General features: G+C 36.4%; 18 protein-coding genes. 11 read left to right on the top strand and 7 right to left on the bottom strand.

What is annotated here, in order from left to right; genetic code table 11:
• Positions 1 to 3: 3 nt before the first annotated feature.
• A complete protein-coding gene (locus tag C8N37_RS14425; RefSeq protein ID WP_021188224.1) occupies positions 4 to 453 on the bottom strand; it encodes a cold-shock protein in 450 nt (149 codons plus the stop codon).
• A gap of 223 nt (positions 454 to 676) precedes the next feature.
• Positions 677 to 1,240: a YqgE/AlgH family protein gene (locus tag C8N37_RS14430; RefSeq protein ID WP_108159551.1), complete on the bottom strand. Its 564-nt coding sequence runs from the start codon at positions 1,238 to 1,240 to the stop codon at positions 677 to 679.
• Between the two features lie 130 nt (positions 1,241 to 1,370).
• On the opposite strand from C8N37_RS14430, the gene pdxH reads away from it, so the two are divergent.
• From pdxH to ruvB, 5 genes are all read left to right on the top strand, one after another.
• Entirely contained in the window at positions 1,371 to 2,024 is a 654-nt protein-coding gene (gene pdxH / locus C8N37_RS14435; RefSeq protein WP_108159552.1) for a pyridoxamine 5'-phosphate oxidase, read from the top strand.
• Positions 2,025 to 2,028: 4 nt separating this feature from the next.
• On the top strand, positions 2,029 to 2,520 hold the full coding sequence (locus C8N37_RS14440) for an NADH-quinone oxidoreductase subunit C (RefSeq protein ID WP_108159553.1): 492 nt from the start codon (positions 2,029 to 2,031) through the stop codon (positions 2,518 to 2,520).
• 23 nt (positions 2,521 to 2,543) lie between these two features.
• The gene (locus C8N37_RS14445; RefSeq protein ID WP_108159554.1) at positions 2,544 to 3,740 is read left to right on the top strand and encodes an NADH-quinone oxidoreductase subunit D; all 1,197 of its coding nucleotides are present in this window, start codon (positions 2,544 to 2,546) and stop codon (positions 3,738 to 3,740) included.
• A 239-nt stretch (positions 3,741 to 3,979) separates the two neighbouring features.
• Positions 3,980 to 4,705: a polyprenol monophosphomannose synthase gene (locus C8N37_RS14450; RefSeq protein WP_108159555.1), complete on the top strand. Its 726-nt coding sequence runs from the start codon at positions 3,980 to 3,982 to the stop codon at positions 4,703 to 4,705.
• 21 nt (positions 4,706 to 4,726) lie between these two features.
• Complete coding sequence (gene ruvB, locus C8N37_RS14455) at positions 4,727 to 5,749, top strand: Holliday junction branch migration DNA helicase RuvB (protein WP_108159556.1); 1,023 nt, start codon at positions 4,727 to 4,729, stop codon at positions 5,747 to 5,749.
• Positions 5,750 to 5,849: 100 nt separating this feature from the next.
• Here ruvB and C8N37_RS14460 read toward each other — a convergent pair whose 3' ends face one another.
• From C8N37_RS14460 to C8N37_RS14470, 3 genes are all read right to left on the bottom strand, one after another.
• Positions 5,850 to 6,401: a hypothetical protein gene (locus C8N37_RS14460; protein ID WP_108159557.1), complete on the bottom strand. Its 552-nt coding sequence runs from the start codon at positions 6,399 to 6,401 to the stop codon at positions 5,850 to 5,852.
• A 3-nt stretch (positions 6,402 to 6,404) separates the two neighbouring features.
• Entirely contained in the window at positions 6,405 to 8,891 is a 2,487-nt protein-coding gene (locus tag C8N37_RS14465; RefSeq protein ID WP_108159558.1) for a S9 family peptidase, read from the bottom strand.
• A gap of 89 nt (positions 8,892 to 8,980) precedes the next feature.
• Positions 8,981 to 10,399 (bottom strand): ATP-dependent DNA helicase, encoded by a 1,419-nt coding sequence (locus C8N37_RS14470; protein WP_108159901.1) that lies wholly within the window; start codon positions 10,397 to 10,399, stop codon positions 8,981 to 8,983.
• Between the two features lie 93 nt (positions 10,400 to 10,492).
• Here C8N37_RS14470 and C8N37_RS14475 point away from each other — a divergent pair, with 93 nt between their 5' ends.
• The 3 genes from C8N37_RS14475 to coaD are packed head-to-tail and all read left to right on the top strand — an operon-like array spanning position 10,493 to position 12,297.
• Positions 10,493 to 11,290 (top strand): DUF3822 family protein, encoded by a 798-nt coding sequence (locus tag C8N37_RS14475; RefSeq protein WP_108159559.1) that lies wholly within the window; start codon positions 10,493 to 10,495, stop codon positions 11,288 to 11,290.
• Positions 11,281 to 11,814 (top strand): 16S rRNA (guanine(966)-N(2))-methyltransferase RsmD, encoded by a 534-nt coding sequence (gene rsmD / locus C8N37_RS14480; RefSeq protein WP_108159560.1) that lies wholly within the window; start codon positions 11,281 to 11,283, stop codon positions 11,812 to 11,814. Before C8N37_RS14475 ends, rsmD begins: the two co-directional genes overlap by 10 nt.
• 3 nt (positions 11,815 to 11,817) lie before the next feature.
• On the top strand, positions 11,818 to 12,297 hold the full coding sequence (coaD, locus tag C8N37_RS14485; RefSeq protein WP_108159561.1) for a pantetheine-phosphate adenylyltransferase: 480 nt from the start codon (positions 11,818 to 11,820) through the stop codon (positions 12,295 to 12,297).
• Between the two features lie 270 nt (positions 12,298 to 12,567).
• On the opposite strand, the gene C8N37_RS14490 is transcribed toward coaD, so the two are convergent.
• Positions 12,568 to 12,816 (bottom strand): hypothetical protein, encoded by a 249-nt coding sequence (locus C8N37_RS14490; protein WP_108159562.1) that lies wholly within the window; start codon positions 12,814 to 12,816, stop codon positions 12,568 to 12,570.
• Positions 12,817 to 12,899: 83 nt separating this feature from the next.
• Complete coding sequence (gene gdhA, locus C8N37_RS14495; protein WP_108159563.1) at positions 12,900 to 14,231, bottom strand: NADP-specific glutamate dehydrogenase; 1,332 nt, start codon at positions 14,229 to 14,231, stop codon at positions 12,900 to 12,902.
• Between the two features lie 170 nt (positions 14,232 to 14,401).
• Here gdhA and C8N37_RS14500 point away from each other — a divergent pair, with 170 nt between their 5' ends.
• The 3 genes from C8N37_RS14500 (at position 14,402) to C8N37_RS14510 (ending at position 20,373) form a co-directional block, all read left to right on the top strand.
• Positions 14,402 to 14,716, top strand: coding sequence for a DUF6660 family protein (locus tag C8N37_RS14500; protein WP_146171078.1), 315 nt, complete (start codon positions 14,402 to 14,404; stop codon positions 14,714 to 14,716).
• Positions 14,717 to 14,806: 90 nt separating this feature from the next.
• Positions 14,807 to 19,129 carry a CusA/CzcA family heavy metal efflux RND transporter gene (locus C8N37_RS14505; RefSeq protein WP_108159565.1) on the top strand — a complete coding sequence of 1,441 codons (4,323 nt, stop codon included), beginning with the start codon at positions 14,807 to 14,809 and terminating at the stop codon, positions 19,127 to 19,129.
• Between the two features lie 5 nt (positions 19,130 to 19,134).
• Positions 19,135 to 20,373: an efflux RND transporter periplasmic adaptor subunit gene (locus C8N37_RS14510; protein ID WP_108159902.1), complete on the top strand. Its 1,239-nt coding sequence runs from the start codon at positions 19,135 to 19,137 to the stop codon at positions 20,371 to 20,373.
• Positions 20,374 to 20,438 lie beyond the last annotated feature (65 nt).

Consider the following 20,438-nt stretch of genomic DNA (forward strand, 5'->3'; position numbering starts at 1 on the left):
ATGTTATTTTTGCAATTTAACATTAACAGCATTCATACCTTTCAATCCTTTTTCTGTTTCAAAAGTAACTTTATCATTCTCTTTAACAGCGTCAATCAGACCATTAACGTGGAAAAATATTTTATCCTGTGTTTTGAGATCACGAATGAAACCAAAACCTTTATCTGTATTGTAAAAATTCACTATACCAGATTTAATTAAATCTTCTGGATTTGCTTCATATTTAGCAGTTGATATCGCAATATCTTCTACATTAATTTTTGTTTTTTTCGTTGGATCAGGAGGTGTTGAAGTTATATTTCCATATTCATCGACATAAACAAACATTTCTTCTAGACTTTTACCTTTATCGGTATTGTTCTTTCTTTCTTCTTTCTTTTGTTCCTTATCTTGTTTCTTTTTTAACTTCTTTTTCTCTTTTTCTTTTTTGCTAAAACTTTCTGAACTACTCATTTATTTATTTAAAATTAATATTAAACCATATTAAACTACTCAATTTTTAGTAGTTTAATTAAACAAAAATCATCGCATTAAATAAATTCAAGGTGAAAGCCATATCTCGAATTAAGAAAAATGGATATGTTTTAAAACGTAAGGACTCTGCTTAATGACACAAATATACTAAAAAATAGTGAATATTATATATTATTCATAAAAAAACAGACAAAATAACATTTTAATTTAAGCTTGGTGATTGTGGGAAATTAGCCACATGAGCATACTTAGCTCCCAATCCGATAACAGCTTGTTTCCAAAGAAGTTCCGTATCCTTTTCAAACACCAAAGCTGTCGGAAATTTATTTTGAACAGCCCAACTGTTTACTTTGATTTCGGACTCTAACTGTGCTAGTTGCCAACCAGAATAGCCTAAGAAAAATTTGACTTCATCCTCTTTTATTTTTCCCTGATTTACCAAAGAAAACAGCAATTCAGGATCGCCTCCAAAATAGATATTTTCACGAATTTCATCGCCACTTAATAGCAAATCAAATCGAGAATGGATGAAAAATAATTCATTTTGCGCCACAGGTCCACCAATATGAAGTGGAAATGAACATGTTGCCATTTCTTTAACCAAGTCACCTACACAGCCTACCACTTTTTTATTAAGGATAAAACCTAGCGTTCCTTCAGCATCATGATTGCACAATAAAATGACCGATCTCTCAAAGTTGGGGTCGAGCATAAAGGGTTCGGATATTAATAAACAGCCTGTTTTTGGATCAAGTTCGTTAAACATTTTCTTTATGAATTAGACTTATAATACAATAAAATTAATGCCAAAGTCATTTTGCGAATTAATTTATACTAGATTAGTCGATAAAAATAAGTGAATTTAGTATGTTTGTGACATACATAAATTTAAAGTCATGGCAATCGAACACAAAGATATTGCCGCTATCCGACAAGATTATGCATTAGGTAATCTATGTGAAAGCGACGTTAGCAACAATCCTTTAGTGCAATTTGAAAAATGGTTTAACGAAGCTATTCATAGTGAGGTGCTTGAAGCCAACGCAATGGTTTTATCCACAGTAGGTGAGTTTTCATTACCCTCATCACGTATCGTATTATTAAAAGATCTGAAAAATAACGGATTTAGTTTTTTTACAAATTTTAATAGCCGCAAAGGGTTAGAAATAGATAGCAACCCACATGTGGCTGCCTTATTCTTCTGGCCAGAACTCCAGCGTCAAGTTCGTATTGAAGGATTAATAGAAAAGCTTCCAGCAGAAGATTCAGACGAATATTTTCAATCTAGACCAAAAGGAAGCCGCATTGGTGCACTAGCATCACCGCAGAGTGAAACGATTCCCAATCGTTCTTTTTTAGAAGGAAGAGTCGCGGATCTTGAAAAACAATTCGAAAACCAAGAAGTGGTACCTCGTCCAGAGTTTTGGGGCGGTTATTTAATTAAACCGCTATATATCGAATTTTGGCAAGGGCGTTCAAGCCGGTTACACGATAGAATTGCTTTCCAAAAAGTATCAGATTCATGGAAAATAATTCGTTTAGCACCTTAGTCACATGAATACACAAGAAATTTCAACTTTAATCATTTCTAGATTTGGCGAACACGCCATTGAAAAAATAGAGGAAATGGGTCTACAGCCAGCACTATTTATTCAGGTTGATCTTTTAGAAGATATCTGCTTTTATTTACGTGATGAAAAAGGATTATATTTTGATTTTCTAAATAATATCTCGGCAGTTGATCTCCATGAAGATGGATTTTTAATCACCTATCACTTAACATCTATTCCTTATCTACATACCTTGGTGCTGAAGGTTCTAATCGCAAATGATCGAGATGAAGCACATCTACCAGAATTGCCATCTGTATCAGCGGTCTGGAAAACAGCAGATTGGCACGAACGCGAAGCATTTGATTTGATGGGAATATTTTTCACAAATCATCCTGATCTCAGACGTATTTTACTTCCTGATGATTGGCAAGGCTACCCCCTAAGAAAAGATTATCAAGATCCTGAAAGTTATCATGGAATCACAATTAAATAATTAAGAACTCGATAACAACATATATGTCGAATACGAAGTATACTGCTGCTTTAGAAAAATACGAACAACATCTAGCAAGTATTGGATCTCAGGAAATGATCATCAATATGGGACCTCAACATCCTTCGACGCACGGTGTGCTTCGATTGCAATTGATAACAGATGGCGAAATCGTAAAAGAGGTTATTCCGCATTTAGGTTATTTACATCGTTGCTTCGATAAACATGCCGAATCCATGAACTATGGAAAGAGTATTCCGTTTACAGATCGATTGGACTATTTATCATCGATGAATAATAGCCACGCATTTGTAATGGGAGTAGAAAGAATGTTGGGCATAGCTGATAAAATTCCTAAAAGAGTAGAATATATACGTGTATTGGTTTGTGAACTCAACCGCATCGCCTCGCATTTAATCGGAATAGGTACTTACGGTATCGATATTGGTGCATTTACACCATTTATGTGGTGTTTTAGAGATCGTGAACATATCATGAATATGCTGGAATGGGTTTCCGGTTCACGTATGTTGTACAATTATATCTGGGTCGGAGGCTTGTTTTACGATCTACCTGTAGGCTTTGAGCAGCGCTGTGCCGAATTTATCACCTATTTTAAACCAAAATTGGTGGAACTTGATCAATTGTTGACCGAAAATCAAATCTTTATTTCCCGAACAGCCAACATTGGCATATTGCCAGCCGATGTGGCTATTAATTATGGTGTCTCAGGGCCCATGTTACGAGCATCAGGAATAAAATGGGATCTCAGGAGAATCGATGCATACTCTGCATATCCAGAGATTGATTTTGATATTCCGGTTGGAAAAGGAGAGATGGGGACAGTTGGTGATTGTTGGGACCGATATAAGATACGTGTTGATGAAGTGAAAGAATCTGTAAAGATTATTGAACAATGCTTAGAAAGATTGATAAAAGACTTTCCGCGTACGGATACGTTTGACCCTAGGGCATTAGTACCCAAAAAAGTAAATTTAAAAGCGCAAGATTATTACGTAAGAGCGGAAAATCCGAAAGGAGAATTAGGGTTTTACTTTGTCACTCAAGAGAAGTCTGATATCCCCAAAAGAGTGAAAGCACGTGGACCCAGTTTCAATAACCTTTCTGTATTACCTGAGCTAGGTAAAGGAACGTTAATAGCAGACCTCATCGCCATATTGGGATCTATGGATATTGTATTGGGCGAGGTAGATCGCTAATTCGGGACTTTGTAATTTTTATGTTATGAACAGGCATAAAAACGCAAATTCTTTGGTTGATAAAACCTTTTATCTTATATTTGTGATCTCATAATTTAAGTTTATAATTGGTTAATAAAAGTCCGCTATTGCAAAATAGTGGACTTTTTTATTTTTAATCTAGCCCCATTATTGCCATTAAAGTCCAATCAGAATCCCAATAAAATTAGTAACTTTACCCCATACAAAATGTTTTTAAAGTGGCCGATAGTTTAGTTATCATACCTACATACAACGAAAAGGAAAATATTGAAAAAATAATTCGTAAAGTATTTTCACTCACAGTACCTTTTCATATTTTAATCGTTGATGACGGTTCTCCAGATGGAACTGCGCAGATAGTGCGATCTTTGCAGGCAGAGTTTGGAGGACGATTGTTTATTGAAGAACGCATTGGAAAATTGGGATTGGGTACGGCTTATATCCACGGGTTTAGATGGGCTCTTGAACGCCATTATGAATTTATCTTTGAAATGGATGCAGATTTTAGTCATAATCCCGAAGACCTCATCCGTTTAAGACAGAGCTGCCTCGATGGTGCAGACATGAGCATTGGATCACGTTATATTAAAGGAGTAAATGTGGTCAATTGGCCGATGAATAGGGTATTGATGTCTTATTTTGCATCCGTATATGTGCGGTTCATCACAGGTATCAATATTCAAGATGCTACGGCAGGCTTTGTATGTTTTAGGAGAAAAGTACTGGAACGTATACCACTAGATAAAATCAAATTTGTAGGTTATGCATTTCAGATTGAAATGAAATTTACAGCAATACAATATGGATTCAAGGTTGTAGAAGTTCCAATTATCTTTACAGATCGTACAGAAGGAACATCAAAAATGAGTACAAGTATTTTTAAAGAAGCTTTTTTTGGCGTTATTCAATTGAAAATATCAAGCTGGACGCGAAAATATAATTAAATCGAAGAAAGGGAAGCGTAAATGAATGAACACTTAGATCCGAATGCGGAGAATTTAAATAACACGGATCGGGATATTGAACGTGTATTACGGCCGCAAGTATTTGAGGATTTCACTGGACAGGAGAAGATTTTGGAGAATCTTAATATTTTTGTTAAGGCTGCAAAATTAAGAGGAGAGTCCTTGGATCATGTTTTACTTCATGGCCCTCCAGGTCTTGGTAAAACGACACTCTCTAATATCATCGCCAATGAGATGGGGGTAGGCATCAAGATTACATCAGGTCCTGTATTGGACAAACCTGGTGATCTGGCTGGCCTATTGACCAACCTAGAAGAAGGCGATGTACTATTTATTGATGAGATCCATCGATTAAGTCCAATAGTGGAAGAGTATTTGTATTCAGCTATGGAAGACTTTAAGATCGATATCATGCTAGAAACTGGACCCAATGCGCGTTCAGTACAAATATCGTTAAATCCATTTACATTAATTGGAGCCACTACACGTTCCGGACTATTAACTTCCCCTTTAAGAGCCCGATTTGGGATCAATGCACGCCTACAATATTATGATGTTAAATTATTGACCACCATTGTATTGAGATCTGCTGATATTCTTAAAACACCGATCAGCGATGAAGGAGCCTATGAAATAGCACGTAGGAGCAGAGGAACACCACGTATTGCCAATGCCCTTTTAAGAAGAACTCGAGATTTTGCACAGATCAAAGGGACAGGTTCTATTGAAAGGGAAATTGCCAAATATGCATTAAATGCATTAAATGTTGATGAAAATGGTTTAGATGAAATGGATAATCGCATCTTAACTACCATTATCGATAAATTTAAAGGCGGACCTGTTGGTTTAAAAACAATTGCTACTGCAGTTGGTGAAGACGAAGGAACGATTGAAGAAGTGTATGAACCTTTCTTGATTCAAGAAGGTTATCTCATGCGTACATCAAGAGGTCGAGAATGTACAGAAGCGGCTTTTAGACACCTCGGTAGAACATATGCCCATAAGGGAAATACGCTTTTTTAAAATACATCCTTGTCATTTAGGGTCACATGGTCAAGCAATAGTTGTTGATCATGTTATCAGAATCTGATATGAATGATTATTGTGAATGGAGATATAAATACTACTTCTTACTCTTTTTTAAAATCTTTAAACTCCGGCTTTTAATAGCTGGAGTAGGATTTACCCGAAGTAAATACTCTACTTGTGTATCCAACTCCTCTCTTATCCAAGGATATTTAACGCTCAATTGATCTAAAATATCCATGCAATTTGCAAGTACAGCGATAGGGCAGGAAGGGTCAATTAACCAGCTGAAAGACACATTAGTTATAATTTCATATTCTACCTCAGTCAATCGAATGTATGTTGCTTTGGGAGAAGTTAGGTGCATGACAACTTTACTATAGCTCCTCGCGCAACTCCAATTGTTCAACGTGCTTAAGTTGTGGATAAGCAAGCTGGAGATGCTTTTGTTCAATAGCTTTTTGTCTTTCAATACAATAGTTTCAAATACCCATGCACTTCGAAAAGCAAGTTGCCTATCTTTCTGGTATGTTGATAGCTCCAATAGGTCTATCAAAGAAAGTCCTTGTAATATATTCAAAGAAAAATCCGCTACCTGATACTGCGTATAGATAGCGGAAAAAATTTCTAGTTTTTGTTTTGTAATCATTGATTATCTACTCAATGGTATTTCTCTATTTATTTCCGTCATATTGACTTCTTTAATTTTGGAGTCGCCAATCAGGTATTCAGAAAAATAATCACCCATTTTCCAGAAGAAATATTCCGTCATATCACCAAATCCATGGCGTTGCCCCGGTAAAAGTAAAAAGTCAAATCGCTTATTTGCTTTGATCAAAGCATTCACCATCCGAATTGAATTGGCAGGGTGTACATTATTGTCAATATCACCCGTTGCAATTAAAAGTTTGCCTTTCAGATTTTTTGCTAAATCTGTATTTTTATCGATCTGGTAAGTAAAAGTAGTATCCCCCTTAGCACTAATTTTCTCTGTAACACCATGATGTCTTTCACTCCACCATCTGTTATAGATGTTGTTTTCATGGTTTCCAGCACCAGAAACAGCTACTTTAAAAAAATCAGGATAGACCAGCATTGCAGCTGTGGACATAAATCCACCACCTGAATGCCCAGTAATTCCTACACGGTTGATGTCAATAAATTTATAACGATCCGCTAATTGTTCAGCAGCAGCCTTTTTATCTTCTAATCCATAATCCCTCAAGTTGCCATAACCAAATGTATGGTACCATTTTGATCTTGCAGGATGTCCACCACGGTTACCCACAGTGATGACAACCATACCAAACTGGGCTAATCGGTCAATTCTATCCATACTTCTGCCGAAAGATTGATTGACAGCCTCTGTTTGAGGCCCTGGGTAGATGTATTCCACAATAGGATATGTTTTGGTGCTGTCAAAATCAAATGGCTTATACATTACGCCATATAAGTCTGTAATACCATCCCCAGCTTTTACTTTAAACGGTTGTGGAAATTTATATCCCGCAGCAAATAATAAAGAAAGATCAGCCTTCTCTAACGTCATTAATTTTTTTCCATTGGTATGATATAGAGCAATTTCAGGAATGCTATTTACTCTAGAAAAATTATTTACAAAATAACGAGAGCTTTCACTAACATCAACTTGGTGATCAAAGTTACCAGGGTTTAATAATTTTAGATTTGCTCCGTTGAATCCCACGCTGTAGTGATGCAAATAATAGGGATCTTCATTTTGCTCTTTTCCATTTGCAGTAAAATACAAGGTCCTTGTCGCCATATCAGATCCGGTAATCTCTTCACAATTGAAAGAACCACTTGTCACTTGTTGTTTCAGGTTGCCTTGATGATCATATAAATAAAAATGTCCCCATCCATCACGTTGTGACCAGTGGATAAACTCCGTGCCATTATTAATCAATAACGGTTTTTTGATATCTTGATAGACGTTGGAGCGTTCCTCTACTAATACTTGAGTTGAACCATCTATATTTACTTTAACCAAGTCGATACGCTTCAAATCACGACTAGATCGAGCAAGATAAAAAGCATCATTTGTTCCTAACCAATAGTTGATAAAGTAATCACCTTTGTAGCTATTTTTGTCAACATTTTTTGACCAGTTACTTAAAGTCTGGTTCTTAAAAGCTCCAATTTTTATTTGTTTATATGATTTATCAGAAGCGTTAAAAACAAATAACTGCGTCTCTGTAGAATCCGTTTCACCGGGCATCTGATATTTATAAGTTTCTAATGTTGGACGTTTACTGCCTACATTATTGATAACCCACAAGGGATTCAAGCTTCTATTATCTTTACGCGTAATCACGAAGTATTTTCCATCAGGAGACCAGTTCATCCATACACGTTTACGTTTAACAACATCTTCTTCCTTTTTATCATCACCTGTTGTGGTGCTGTATTCATCACCAGCCCAGGCGTAATACTGAACCCCATCCTTCGTGATTTGATGCTCTACAATCGTACTGTCTTTTTCATTTTTAACAGCCTTTTCATAATTCGCGCGATCCATCCAGAACAGATTAAAATCCTTTGCAAAATAAATCGTATTGGTGTCAGGAGAGAAGGTAGCCCAAGATAAGGCTTGTTTTTCTTTTGTTTTATCGCTTAATTCTGTAACTTTTTGAGTAGCCAGATCATATTCCAAGAAGAAAATCTTCTTTTTCAACGTATCGGTTTTTACTTTCAGTTTTTCAATCTCTTCTTTAGACTTTACCGTATCCTTAGTACTTGCAACTTCAAATCTGATTTTCTTTTCATCTTTTGTAAATTTAAGATTTTGAAGAGTAAGATGCTGAGCATCAAAAGGATTTTTCACGATCTTGGTAATTTGAGCAGCAAGCTTTTCACGATCAAAAAGTGTTTCCTTTTTATTGGATGCAGGATCTACTAAATACCAATTTTTACCTTGCGGGGTAGTGAAATCATACCAAAATCGATCTGTAAAATTAATCCAATTGGGCTTAATTGTTGTCGAGAAAATCATTTTCTTCAGCTTCTCAGGCGAAAATTTAGCCGCCAATTGATAATTTGCTTTAGGAGGAGGGGTTGGTTCTTGTGCTGTTGCATAAAAAGATAGCAGCAACAGGCTTAGGAATAAGTAAATTTTATTCATTCTTTAGTTTTATATGTATAATAAAGCCAAAAGTATTAAGTAATCACCTAAGAAAGAAGTAAGTCTTGTAAAATTTTAGTTAATGAGCATTAAGAAAAGAATTTTTCATTAAAATTTACTAAAAATAACTCATCAGTGGCTCGTGTTATACCAGTATACAGCCATCTTAAAAATTCTGTCGTCAACATTTCATCGGTCAAGTATCCTTGATCTACAAAAACAGCTGGCCATTGACCACCTTGTGCTTTATGACAGGTAATAGCAAAGGCAAATTTAATTTGCAATGCATTATAATACGGATCCTTTTTGATCGCTTCCAGACGATCTTGTTTTAGAAATATATCTTCATAATCTAACGCTACCGCCTCATATAGTTTTTTTTGATCTTCATAAGGAAGGTTAGGACTATCGGTATATAGACTATCCAATATAACACGACAAGTGATGGGCTCTTGATTTTGAGTATCCATAAACTCAAGCGTGATATCCGCAAACCGAAAACCATGCTGCTCATGAACATTACTTACTTTCCTTATTTTAGCCATATCACCATTCGCAATAAATCCATTTTCAATCCCGTTATCTTGTAACCAAAAATAATTGTTGCGAACCACCATAATATGATCACCACCTGTGATCTCCTCATCACGGAATAAAATTTGATTGCGAATATGTTGATTATATAGATTAGCAGACTTGTTGGAGCGACAAATAATCATTGTATTTTCAATCCCAAACTTATCATAAGCATAATTAATACCCTCAATCAAACGTTCTCCTGTCATACGGTAAATATCTTTGAATCCATTGGTTATGAATTTAGGAAAAGGATAAGTCCCCTCCAATTCCTCCAAGTTTATTTCTTGCCTAATTTTCGTCGCATTAAATAAAATGCCCGAATCCTTTTGTTGCCGCACGACGTCGGTCAACTCGAAAGTATAGGGATGAAAATAGAATTCATTTTCCAGATAAGCCGGGTTTAGTGCAGGACTTTCCCATAGTCCTACTGGTGGTAGTTGAGCCGTATCGCCCACAAACATAATTGAACAATGCTTACCGCTGCGTACGTATCGAACGAGGTCGTCGAGTAAACTTTTTGAAAACATATTGACACTTTCATTCGAGATCATCGAAGACTCATCGATGATAAACAACGTATCTTCATGTAAATTTTCAGCTAATGCAAAATCAAGCTGAAAAGAAACCGCATTTTTCTTACGATATATTTTTTTATGGATAGTTAGGGCAGGTCTACCTGAATAGAAACTCATTACTTTTGCGGCGCGACCTGTAGGAGCAAGCAGAACAGCCTTTTTCTTTATATAAGGCAATGTTTTGACTAAAGAAGAGATGATAGTGGTCTTACCTGTACCGGCATATCCCTTTAAGACAAAACAATCTTGCGTATGAAACGAACTCAAAAATTGAGCGAGCAATTCAAAAACAGAATTTTGCTGTGGAGTTGCTGTCCAAGGAAAGCGTTGAATTAATAAATCTTTAATAAGCACCATCAAAGTTATCTAAAAGGTTTGTCTTATCGTTTAGAAAAGTTAATTTTGTTAGGTTGTACAATTTAATAATTGAATTTGGAAAGCATACATATGAATTATATCTCTGAGGATTTCAATATCCATTTTTTGCCAGAATATACCTTATCTGCAAAAGCAGGTTTTAGCAAGGACGTTATCACAATAACAGACAGCAAGTTAAACCTGAATCTCTTACTGGAATATGATGCTGAAAATCCAAAATTGGAAGCCACTCAAATTTTGAGTTTACCCTTTCGATTTGTCAAAGTGGTGATACCGCACCAAAGTTTAACCTTTATCCCACAAGAAGTTTTTCAAGAGGATCGTTTAAGTGATTATGCACCCTATCTTGTAGAGCATGCGACCGATCATATACATACCTATGAAATGAAAAACTTAGGTATTGTAGCAGTATTTGAATACGACTTGATTTTGTACAACAGATGGAAAGCATTATTTCCAGATGCTCAAATATTTCCTGAATTCTGTATTATACTTGATCAGGCTCAAGATTTGGTACCCATCAGGGGGTCAGTGCTAGGCGTACATTTTGTATCTCACCATTTGGTAGACCTCTATGTATTTCAAAACGGTCAATTCATCTTATATAACTCCTTTGATGTCTATTTTGCTGAAGATTTGAATTACTATATTCTGAATATTTTACAACAATTTTCATTATCAGAACAAGTTTCTAAACTCTTGATATCAGGAGATATACCTAACGACAGTTATATGAAATGTTTAGAAAGATATTCTGATACAATAGCCTATTTAACATCTAAAAGCAAGGTACATATTAACCACGATCACGACGAAATCAATTTAAAAAATTATAACACTTTATTTGACGCGATACTATGCGAATAATAGGAGGGCAATATGGTGGTATACGCCTTCATCCACCCACAAATCTACCCGTAAGACCAACTACGGATATCGCAAAGGAAGCTTTGTTTAACATCTTACAAAATCGACTAGATTTCGACCAATTAAATTGCCTTGATTTATTTGCTGGTACAGGTAATATTAGTTTTGAACTCGCCTCTCGCTACGCACATGCCGTTGAGTCGATTGATTTACACTTCAAGTGTGTACAATACATTACCGAAACGGCAAAAAAGATGAATATTTCAACGATAAATGCTAAAAAAGCAGATGTGTTTAAATATATTCAAAATTCAAAGACCAAATTTGACTTTATTTTTGCAGATCCTCCTTACGATATTCCAAAATTACCGCAGTTAGCACATTTGATATTGGAAAATGAACTTCTGAATAAGGGCGGTTTATTAATTATTGAACATCCATCAACTAGAGAAATGGATCCACATCCAAATTTTGTCGAAAAAAGAAAGTATGGATATTCATCATTCTCATTTTACACCTGTTAAATTATGAAGATTGCTGTTTTTCCTGGATCCTTTGATCCCTTTACATTAGCACATCAAGATCTTGTCGAACGTGCCTTACCTCTTTTTGATAAAATTTATATTGCTATTGGTGTCAATAGTGCCAAGCAGGGTTTATTGACAGTCGGGGATAAATTGGCAACCATACAAGCTGTTTTCAAAGATAAACCAACGATTGAAGTTGTTTCCTTTGAAGGGTTGACGATTAATTTTTGCAATACAGTTGGCGCCAACTTTTTAATAAGGGGTCTTCGAAATACTGCAGATTTTGAATTTGAAAATAGTATCGCACAAAATAACTTGATTTTGGCGCCACATATTGAAACTTACTTTTTGATGAGCAGGAGTGGACTTGCTCATATATCTTCCACGATTGTTCGAGATGTATGGAAAAATAAAGGTTCAATTGTAAATATGGTGCCTGCCGTTATCAATGATTTTTTAAGAAATAAAGATCCATTGTAATAAATCTTGATAAAAATACTGAAAAAGGGTATCCAAAATTTGGATACCCTTTTTATCTTAAAACAAAAATAATCATAAGCCAAATTATATTTTGCAAACATATATAATTGTTTGTTTTAGAGGTGCTTAATAGCTTTAAGTTTAGTATTTGTGCAAGTGGAATATCCAAATGATCTAACTGCTCTATATAATTGCCAAATAATATTCTGTTTTAAGCTTTATTGAAAACTAAATAATTGAAAATAAGATAAATAAACTCTTTCAGTCAACCTAAGAATCATATCTTTCAAAGCCACTAAGGAAGGATTTACGCATGGCACTAAAGTGGTTAAGCACCTCAGCGATGAAAGCATCATCCAGTAATTCGAAGACACCATTGACTCCGCCGACTATATCTGTTTCTGCAATCTTATAAGACTGCTCTAATGTGCCCTGTTCAAATTTGATGATGAACTTTTGATTCATACCGAAAATGGATATCTTACAATCTGGATGTGGTAGCTCTGCTAATATTCTCATGTTACTAATTTTTACAAAGTAAATAAAAAAACGGTTAATCTTGTTGAAGGATTAACCGTTATATGGAAAAATAAAACGTAAAATTAGACAATCCCTTGTTCAGTCATTGCTCTTGCTACTTTTAGAAATCCTCCGATATTGGCTCCCTTTAAGTAGTTGATATAATTTTTATCATGACCATATTTCACACAAGTCTTATGAATATTGACCATAATATCTTTCAATTTGCAATCGACCTCTTCTTTCGTCCATTGTTGACGAATCGAGTTTTGTGACATCTCTAATCCAGAAACAGCCACACCACCTGCATTTGCAGCCTTACCCGGTGCAAAACTAATTTGTGCATCATGGAAAATTTTAATTGCTTCAGCTGTGGATGGCATATTTGCACCTTCAGCGATACATTGACAACCATTTGCAACTAAAGTCAGTGCATCTTCTTTTGTCAATTCATTTTGTGTAGCACACGGTAGTGCGATATCACATTTAAATTCCCATGGTTTTTTATCCGTGAAATATTTCGCATTCGGATATTTCGTAAGGTATTGATCCAAATCACGACCAATAGTTCCGATATAAGCCAATTTTTCAGAAGTTATTCCATCTTCATCATAAAGTGTACCTTGGCTATTAGATAAGGTAATTACTTTTGCACCTAAATGGATAGATTTTTCAGCAGCATAATACGCTACATTCCCAGCTCCTGAAATCGCTACCACTTTATCTTTTAAATTCTGATTGTTAAAGTCATAGATGCACTCAACAAAGTAAAGTAAACCATAACCTGTCGCTTCCGGTCTTGTATAAGAGCCACCCCAAGCACTACCTTTGCCAGTTAAGACACCTGTAAATGCATTTTGTAATCTTTTATATTGTCCAAATAAATAACCAATTTCACGTGTGCCAACACCGATATCACCTGCAGGTACATCAGTATCTGGACCGATATGTCTAAATAGCTCTGTCATAAAGCTCTGGCAGAAGCGCATAATTTCAGCATCCGATTTTCCTTTTGGATTAAAATCAGCACCACCTTTACCGCCACCGATAGGTAAGCCTGTTAAGCTATTTTTGAATACCTGTTCGAAAGCCAAAAATTTCAATATACTCAAGTTAACCGATGGAGCAAAGCGTAACCCGCCTTTATATGGTCCGATAGCACTGCTCATCTGAACACGGTAACCTCTATTGATCTCAACTTCGTTTTTATCATTTAACCAAGCCACACGAAATGATATAACACGCTCTGGCTCAACTAATCTTTCTAAAATCCGTAGTTTAAGTAATTCTGGATGACTTTCAGAAATAAATGGAATTAAATCCTCTGTAACTTCTTGTACAGCTTGTAGAAATTCTGGTTCATTTGGATTGCGTTTCTCAACGTAATTGATGAATTCGTTAAAAGTATTTGACATGTATTATAGTAAATTTTTTCCCTTTTGAATTGCTAATATATAAAAATTAAACATATTTCATTACATTTTTTTTATAAAAAACAACTGTTATATGTGAAAATTAAAAAGGCCTCGTTAGTTTTGCTTTCTTAATTAATTTGTTATTTTTGTATAATATTTAAATTCAATACTTGAAGATATTTGTCTATATATTAAGCTTATATTTCATCGCATTGACGATGGTTCCTTGTGCAGATCATGAACAGGAATCTTCTGCTGTACAGACTGCAGAGTATAAAGATATCCATCATAATGAAGAAGAACATGTAGATTATTGTTCTCCATTTTGTATCTGCTCTTGCTGCTCTACAGTTTTAAATATAGAACACAACACGATGATATCCTTTGTCACCGTATTATTGCACTCAAAAGATGAAATTGCGTACGAAAGCACTTTTTATTCTTTTGACTACTCCAGCATCTGGCACCCCCCTCAACTCGTTTAACACGAATTTTCTTAGAGTCTTACAGACTAAATTTCATTCACTCATTTTATCAATGAGCATTTTTGTATCGCTATTTTTAAGTATAATATTATGTTGAACGCAATCATCAAGTTCAGTATCCGTAATAAAATTATTATCGGACTCTTTACTTTGATATGGATCATCTGGGGGATATGGAGCGCTTTTCATATTCCGATAGACGCCAATCCAGATATTACGAATAATCAAGTACAGATCATAACCAGCTCACCTGCATTAGCCACTCAAGAGGTCGAGCAGTTTGTCACATATCCGATCGAACAGAAGTTGACAAACTTGCCCGATCTCGTGGAGTTACGCTCCATATCACGTTTTGGGCTATCTGTCGTTACCGCAGTTTTTGACGACGATGTCAATATTTACTTTGCAAGGCAATTGATCAGTGAAAAACTACAAGAAGCAAAGGAAAATATTGCAGATGGTCTCGGAAGTCCTGAATTAGCGCCTATTAGTACAGGATTAGGCGAAATTTATCAATATGTTATCCATCCAGTAAAAGGAGCAGAGTCCAAATACTCCGCCGCAGATTTGCGGACGATGCAGGACTGGATCATTGCGAGACAGCTTTACGGCACACCAGGTGTGGCGGAAGTAAATAGTTTCGGTGGGAAACTCAAACAATATGAAGTCGCCGTCAATCCTTACAAACTAAAAGCAACAGGGGTCGGGATAAACGAGATCTTTTCTGCATTGGAGCAGAACAATCAAAATACAGGAGGCGCCTATATTGACAAAAAACCAAGCGCATACTTTATCCGCGGAATAGGGCTTTTGACTTCCATGGAGGATATTGGCAATGTCTCCATAAAAAATAAAAACGGTTTTCCTATCTATATCAGAGATGTCGCAGAAGTCCGTGAAGGCTCAGCCGTACGCTATGGCGCGCTTACTTACAATGGAGAAAAAGAAGCTGTAGGTGGTATTGTGATGATGCTCAAAGGTCAAAATTCTGCTGAAGTGGTGGCAGCTGTGAAGGAAAAACTAGAACGAATCAAGCAGTCACTTCCAAAAGATATTGTAGTAGAAGCTTTTTCCGACCGAACAGATTTAGTCAATCGCGCCATCGGTACAGTCGAGAAAAATTTGATTGAAGGTGCACTGATCGTTATTTTTGTTTTAGTCATCTTCTTAGGTAATCTACGAGCAGGTTTGATTGTCGCCTCCGCTATACCATTGTCCATGCTCTTTGCATTAGGTATGATGCGCTTATTTGGTGTAAGTGCCAATTTGATGAGTTTAGGAGCGATAGATTTTGGACTTATTGTTGACGGCGCATTGATTGTCGTCGAAGCAACCATGCATCATTTAGGTTTAAGAAAGACACAGCATGTGTTGACTCAAGCGGAAATGGATGAAGAAGTATATCAATCATCGTCGAAAATTAGAAATAGCGCAGCTTTTGGTGAAATCATTATTCTCATTGTATACATCCCCATATTAACACTCGTAGGAGTCGAAGGGAAAATGTTTGGACCTATGGCGCAAACAGTGAGTTTCGCTATTATTGGAGCCTTAGTATTATCATTGACGTATATCCCAATGATGAGCGCACTATTTTTATCAAAAAAACCTCAACATAAGATTACGTTCGCTGATAAGATGATGACCAAATTGCAGATGTGGTATGCTCCATTGGTTCAAAAAGCAGTCGGTATCAGAAAAACATTATTAGTATTGACATTAGCTCTATTGACGTTCTCAGGATTTCTATTCAGCAAAATGGGTAGTGAATTTATCCCTCAACTTCAGGAAGGAGATTATGCATTTCACTGCATCTTACCACAGGGATCCTCTCTTTCCCAAAGCATAGAAACTTCCATGCAGGCCGCTAAAATTATTAAAAAATTTCCTGAAGTCAAGATTGTAGTCGGTAAAACCGGTAGTGCAGAGATTCCAACAGACCCAATGCCTCCAGAAGCGACCGACATGATCATTACATTAAAACCTATGTCCGAATGGCAGTCAGGAGATACCTACACCGGGCTAGCAGATCGGATGTTGGATTCGCTTTCAGTCATTCCAGGTGTTTTCTTTGAAGCTTCCCAACCCATTCAAATGCGCTTTAATGAACTGATGACAGGAGTACGACAAGATGTGGCTATAAAAATATTTGGTGAGAATATTGATAGCTTGGCTACTATCGCAAGTCGCGTAGGACAAGTCGTGCAAAGTGTCAATGGCGCTTCGGCTCCGCAGATCGAACGTACTACAGGGCTGCCTCAGATATCCATTATCTATAATAGGACACAGCTTGCTTTACATAACGTAACGGTCAATGAGTTGAATAAAGTGATTGCTATGTCCTTTGCAGGCACAAGCACAGGTTCAATATACGAAAACGAACGAAAGTTTGATTTAGTTGTCCGATTAGATAGCTCCTTTAAGACATCTATGACAGATGTGGAAAACCTGCCCATATTGACAGGAGATGGTGATCAGATTCCTCTGAGCCAGCTCGCAACAATCGCCATAAAAGATGGTCCTGCACAAATCAGTAGGGAATCTGGAAAAAGACTAGTTGTAATCGGGTTTAATATAAAAGATCGGGATGTAACTTCCGTTGTCAATGAAATCCAAGAAAAGTTGACGAAAATGGATATTATGCCCGCAGGGTATTACTATACTTTCGGAGGAACGTTCGAAAACCTCAATGCTGCAACAAAACGACTGGCGTTAGCCGTGCCAGGAGCTTTATTACTTATTTTCATACTCCTGTATTTGACATTTAGATCCATCAAAGAATCCTTGTTAATTTTCACAGCGATACCCATGAGTGCCATAGGCGGAATATTTGCACTTTTGATACGTGATATGCCTTTTAGCATATCTGCGGGAGTAGGATTTATAGCATTATTCGGAGTAGCCGTATTAAATGGTATTGTGTTGATTTCTACATTCAATCAATTGGAAAAAGAAGGAATCACCGATGTATTCCAACGGGTGTGGGAAGGAACAAAAATTCGACTAAGACCCGTATTGATGACAGCTACGGTTGCCTCTTTAGGTTTTTTACCGATGGCTTTAAGTACAGGTGCCGGTGCTGAAGTACAGAAACCATTAGCAACCGTCGTGATCGGTGGTTTACTATCAGCAACATTTTTGACACTATTTATATTACCATGTCTATATGTTTTATTTTTCAACACAAAAAAAATGAAAATAGGAAGATCAACCATCATAACTTCATTGATAATTCTATTGTTGTCGTTTCCAAACATCATCTTTGCACAGAGCAATATAAAACGGATACAATTGGATGATGCGATCACACAAGCCTTGAATGCCAATCTAAATTTTAAAAATACAGCTTTAGAACTTCAAAAATCAAAACTCGATGAGCAAAAATCTTTTGATGGAAAAACAGGCGTATTTATTGAAAATGAAGATTTTTCACCAATGGAACCCAATGGAATATGGAAAGTTGGGCTCAGTCAAGATTTTGCTTGGCCAGGATTCTATAAAGCAAGAAAAGAGTTATTAAGAAAAACCAGCCAGATGGTGTTAGAGGAACGCGAAAATGCACGTAGGCAATTGATTAGAGACGTATCTCTTAATTACTATCAGCTGATATATCTAGAAGCGCGACAATCTTTCTTTTCGCAGTTGGATAGTACCCATCAAAAATTATATGAATCAGCAAAACTTCGTGTCAAAACAGGGGAGGCCGCAGGATTGGAACAAATGGCTGCTGAAACTAAATGGCAAGAAAATAAAACAACCATGTTGCAAAATGAGCAAGATCTAGCAATTGTAGCTCAAAATTTTAGCGTTTTGTTAAATGATAATTCAATCATTCTACCCATAAAAGATTCTTTGCAGAAAATAAAGACCACTCCACATCTCGATTCCATTGGAGCACATCCTTTAATTAAAATTCAACAGAAATCAATTGAAATAGCTGAAGCTAATACAAAAATGGAAGCCAAGGCCAAATTACCTGATTTCTCTGGAAGAGCATTTTCTCAAAAACTTTGGGGACAGCGCAATGCGGTCACTGGAATTTCATTAACGATGAATATACCGATGTTTTCCACTACATATTATCAAAACAAAGTCAAAGTGGCTGAGTTGGAAACGGCAATAGAAAAACAAGAACTGGAGCAATTAAAAATGAGTCTGACGGCACAACAAAGCAATGCAAAAAAAGAAATCACCAAAAATGAAAAACAACTGCAATTTTATGAACAATCGGGATTGAAACAGTCCGAAGCAATCCTGAAAGCTGCGAATTTAGCCTATCAGAGCGGGGAAATCAGTTATGCAGATCTAATTCAATTTTTTTCACAGTCCATTGATATCAAGATAAATTACCTAACAGCTTTGAATGCGTATAATCAAAGTGTGATTCAGTATCAATATTACCATTCAAATTAATGATCATGAAAATACATTTTTTAATTCGATATAGTTTATTTTTTGCGAGCAGCATTCTTGTAGCTTCTTGTCAAACAAATTCTTCAGACAACAAAGAAGTAACAGAAGAACATCAAGGGCATGATCACGAAGAAGAAGAGGCGTTAACGCTGACAACAGCACAGGAAAAGCAGATTGGGCTTACTTATACAAGTTTGTCCCGTCAGATGCTGAGCAACGGCCTTGTATTGAATGGCGTACTAGACGTTCCCAATGATAACAAGGCATATGTGACATCCGTATATGGAGGAGTCCTAGAAGAACTGTACGCTAGACCGGGAGATTTTGTTAAGAAAGGGCAAGTTTTAGGTAAAGTCCTTAATCCCGATTTGATTAAAATGCAAGAACAGCTACAATTGATAAACAATCAGATCTCGTTGACACAGCTAGAATTCAATCGTCAACAGGAATTGGTAGAAGGTAATGCAGCTCCATTAAAAAAACTTCAACAGGTAGAAGTGGAGCTTGCTAATTTAAAAGCGCAGAAAAACAGTTTATCGAGACAACTATCTGCGGGTGGAGGTTCTTTGCAAATTTCATCCCAGATCACGATAAAAGCACCAATTTCAGGAGTTGTAGCCTCCATACAAGGGTTAATCGGAACTCGCATAGAAGCAGCATCGCCAATTCTAGAAATTGTCAACAACGAGGCTTTGCACGTCGACATGTATGTCTATGAAAAAGATTTTTCAAAAGTCAAAAAAGGACAAAAAATTCTATTTTCACCCGTCAATAATCCAAATGTATCCTACGAAGCACAGATTGATCAATTGGGGCAGGCATTTGAAAAAGAAACAAATGCAATCGCCGTTCACGCACAGGTACTAGGCAATAAAGAAGGTCTTATCAATGGTATGCAAGTACAAGGGACAGTTGTGATCGGTAATGATACATTGCTTTCCGTACCCACAGATTGCATCGTTAGCGCCGAAGGCAAAGATTATATATTCATTTTAAAAGAGGAGCATGCCGAACATGAGAAAAATGAGACTACTGCGACCAAAAAAGAGGAGAGTCATAAAGGTCATGACCATGGTCATTCTGGTAATGAATATGAAAGAATAGTCGTTGTTAAAGGGGTGTCATCACGCGGATTTACAGCTATAACTCCCATAAAAGAATTGGATGAACATGCGAAGATTGTTCAAAAAGGAGCATTTTTCTTATTAGCCAAAATGACAAATTCAGGAGAGCATTCCCATTAATATTGGCTATTTACGAAATTTTGTTATCGAGAAGAGCCGTTATAAAAAACGGCTCTTCTATTATT

Origin of the sequence: Sphingobacterium faecium (assembly GCF_003054045.1) — a bacterium.
GTDB lineage: Bacteria > Bacteroidota > Bacteroidia > Sphingobacteriales > Sphingobacteriaceae > Sphingobacterium > Sphingobacterium faecium.

Bases quoted from the DNA above. Each gene is read 5' to 3' on its own strand.
- C8N37_RS14425 (WP_021188224.1), bottom strand. From the start codon at position 453: ATGAGTAGTTCAGAAAGTTTTAGCAAAAAAGAAAAAGAGAAAAAGAAG.
- C8N37_RS14430 (WP_108159551.1), bottom strand. From the start codon at position 1,240: ATGTTTAACGAACTTGATCCAAAAACAGGCTGTTTATTAATATCCGAA.
- pdxH (WP_108159552.1), top strand. From the start codon at position 1,371: ATGGCAATCGAACACAAAGATATTGCCGCTATCCGACAAGATTATGCA.
- C8N37_RS14440 (WP_108159553.1), top strand. From the start codon at position 2,029: ATGAATACACAAGAAATTTCAACTTTAATCATTTCTAGATTTGGCGAA.
- C8N37_RS14445 (WP_108159554.1), top strand. From the start codon at position 2,544: ATGTCGAATACGAAGTATACTGCTGCTTTAGAAAAATACGAACAACAT.
- ruvB (WP_108159556.1), top strand. From the start codon at position 4,727: ATGAATGAACACTTAGATCCGAATGCGGAGAATTTAAATAACACGGAT.
- C8N37_RS14460 (WP_108159557.1), bottom strand. From the start codon at position 6,401: ATGATTACAAAACAAAAACTAGAAATTTTTTCCGCTATCTATACGCAG.
- C8N37_RS14465 (WP_108159558.1), bottom strand. From the start codon at position 8,891: ATGAATAAAATTTACTTATTCCTAAGCCTGTTGCTGCTATCTTTTTAT.
- C8N37_RS14475 (WP_108159559.1), top strand. From the start codon at position 10,493: ATGAATTATATCTCTGAGGATTTCAATATCCATTTTTTGCCAGAATAT.
- rsmD (WP_108159560.1), top strand. From the start codon at position 11,281: ATGCGAATAATAGGAGGGCAATATGGTGGTATACGCCTTCATCCACCC.
- coaD (WP_108159561.1), top strand. From the start codon at position 11,818: ATGAAGATTGCTGTTTTTCCTGGATCCTTTGATCCCTTTACATTAGCA.
- C8N37_RS14490 (WP_108159562.1), bottom strand. From the start codon at position 12,816: ATGAGAATATTAGCAGAGCTACCACATCCAGATTGTAAGATATCCATT.
- gdhA (WP_108159563.1), bottom strand. From the start codon at position 14,231: ATGTCAAATACTTTTAACGAATTCATCAATTACGTTGAGAAACGCAAT.
- C8N37_RS14505 (WP_108159565.1), top strand. From the start codon at position 14,807: ATGTTGAACGCAATCATCAAGTTCAGTATCCGTAATAAAATTATTATC.
- C8N37_RS14510 (WP_108159902.1), top strand. From the start codon at position 19,135: ATGAAAATACATTTTTTAATTCGATATAGTTTATTTTTTGCGAGCAGC.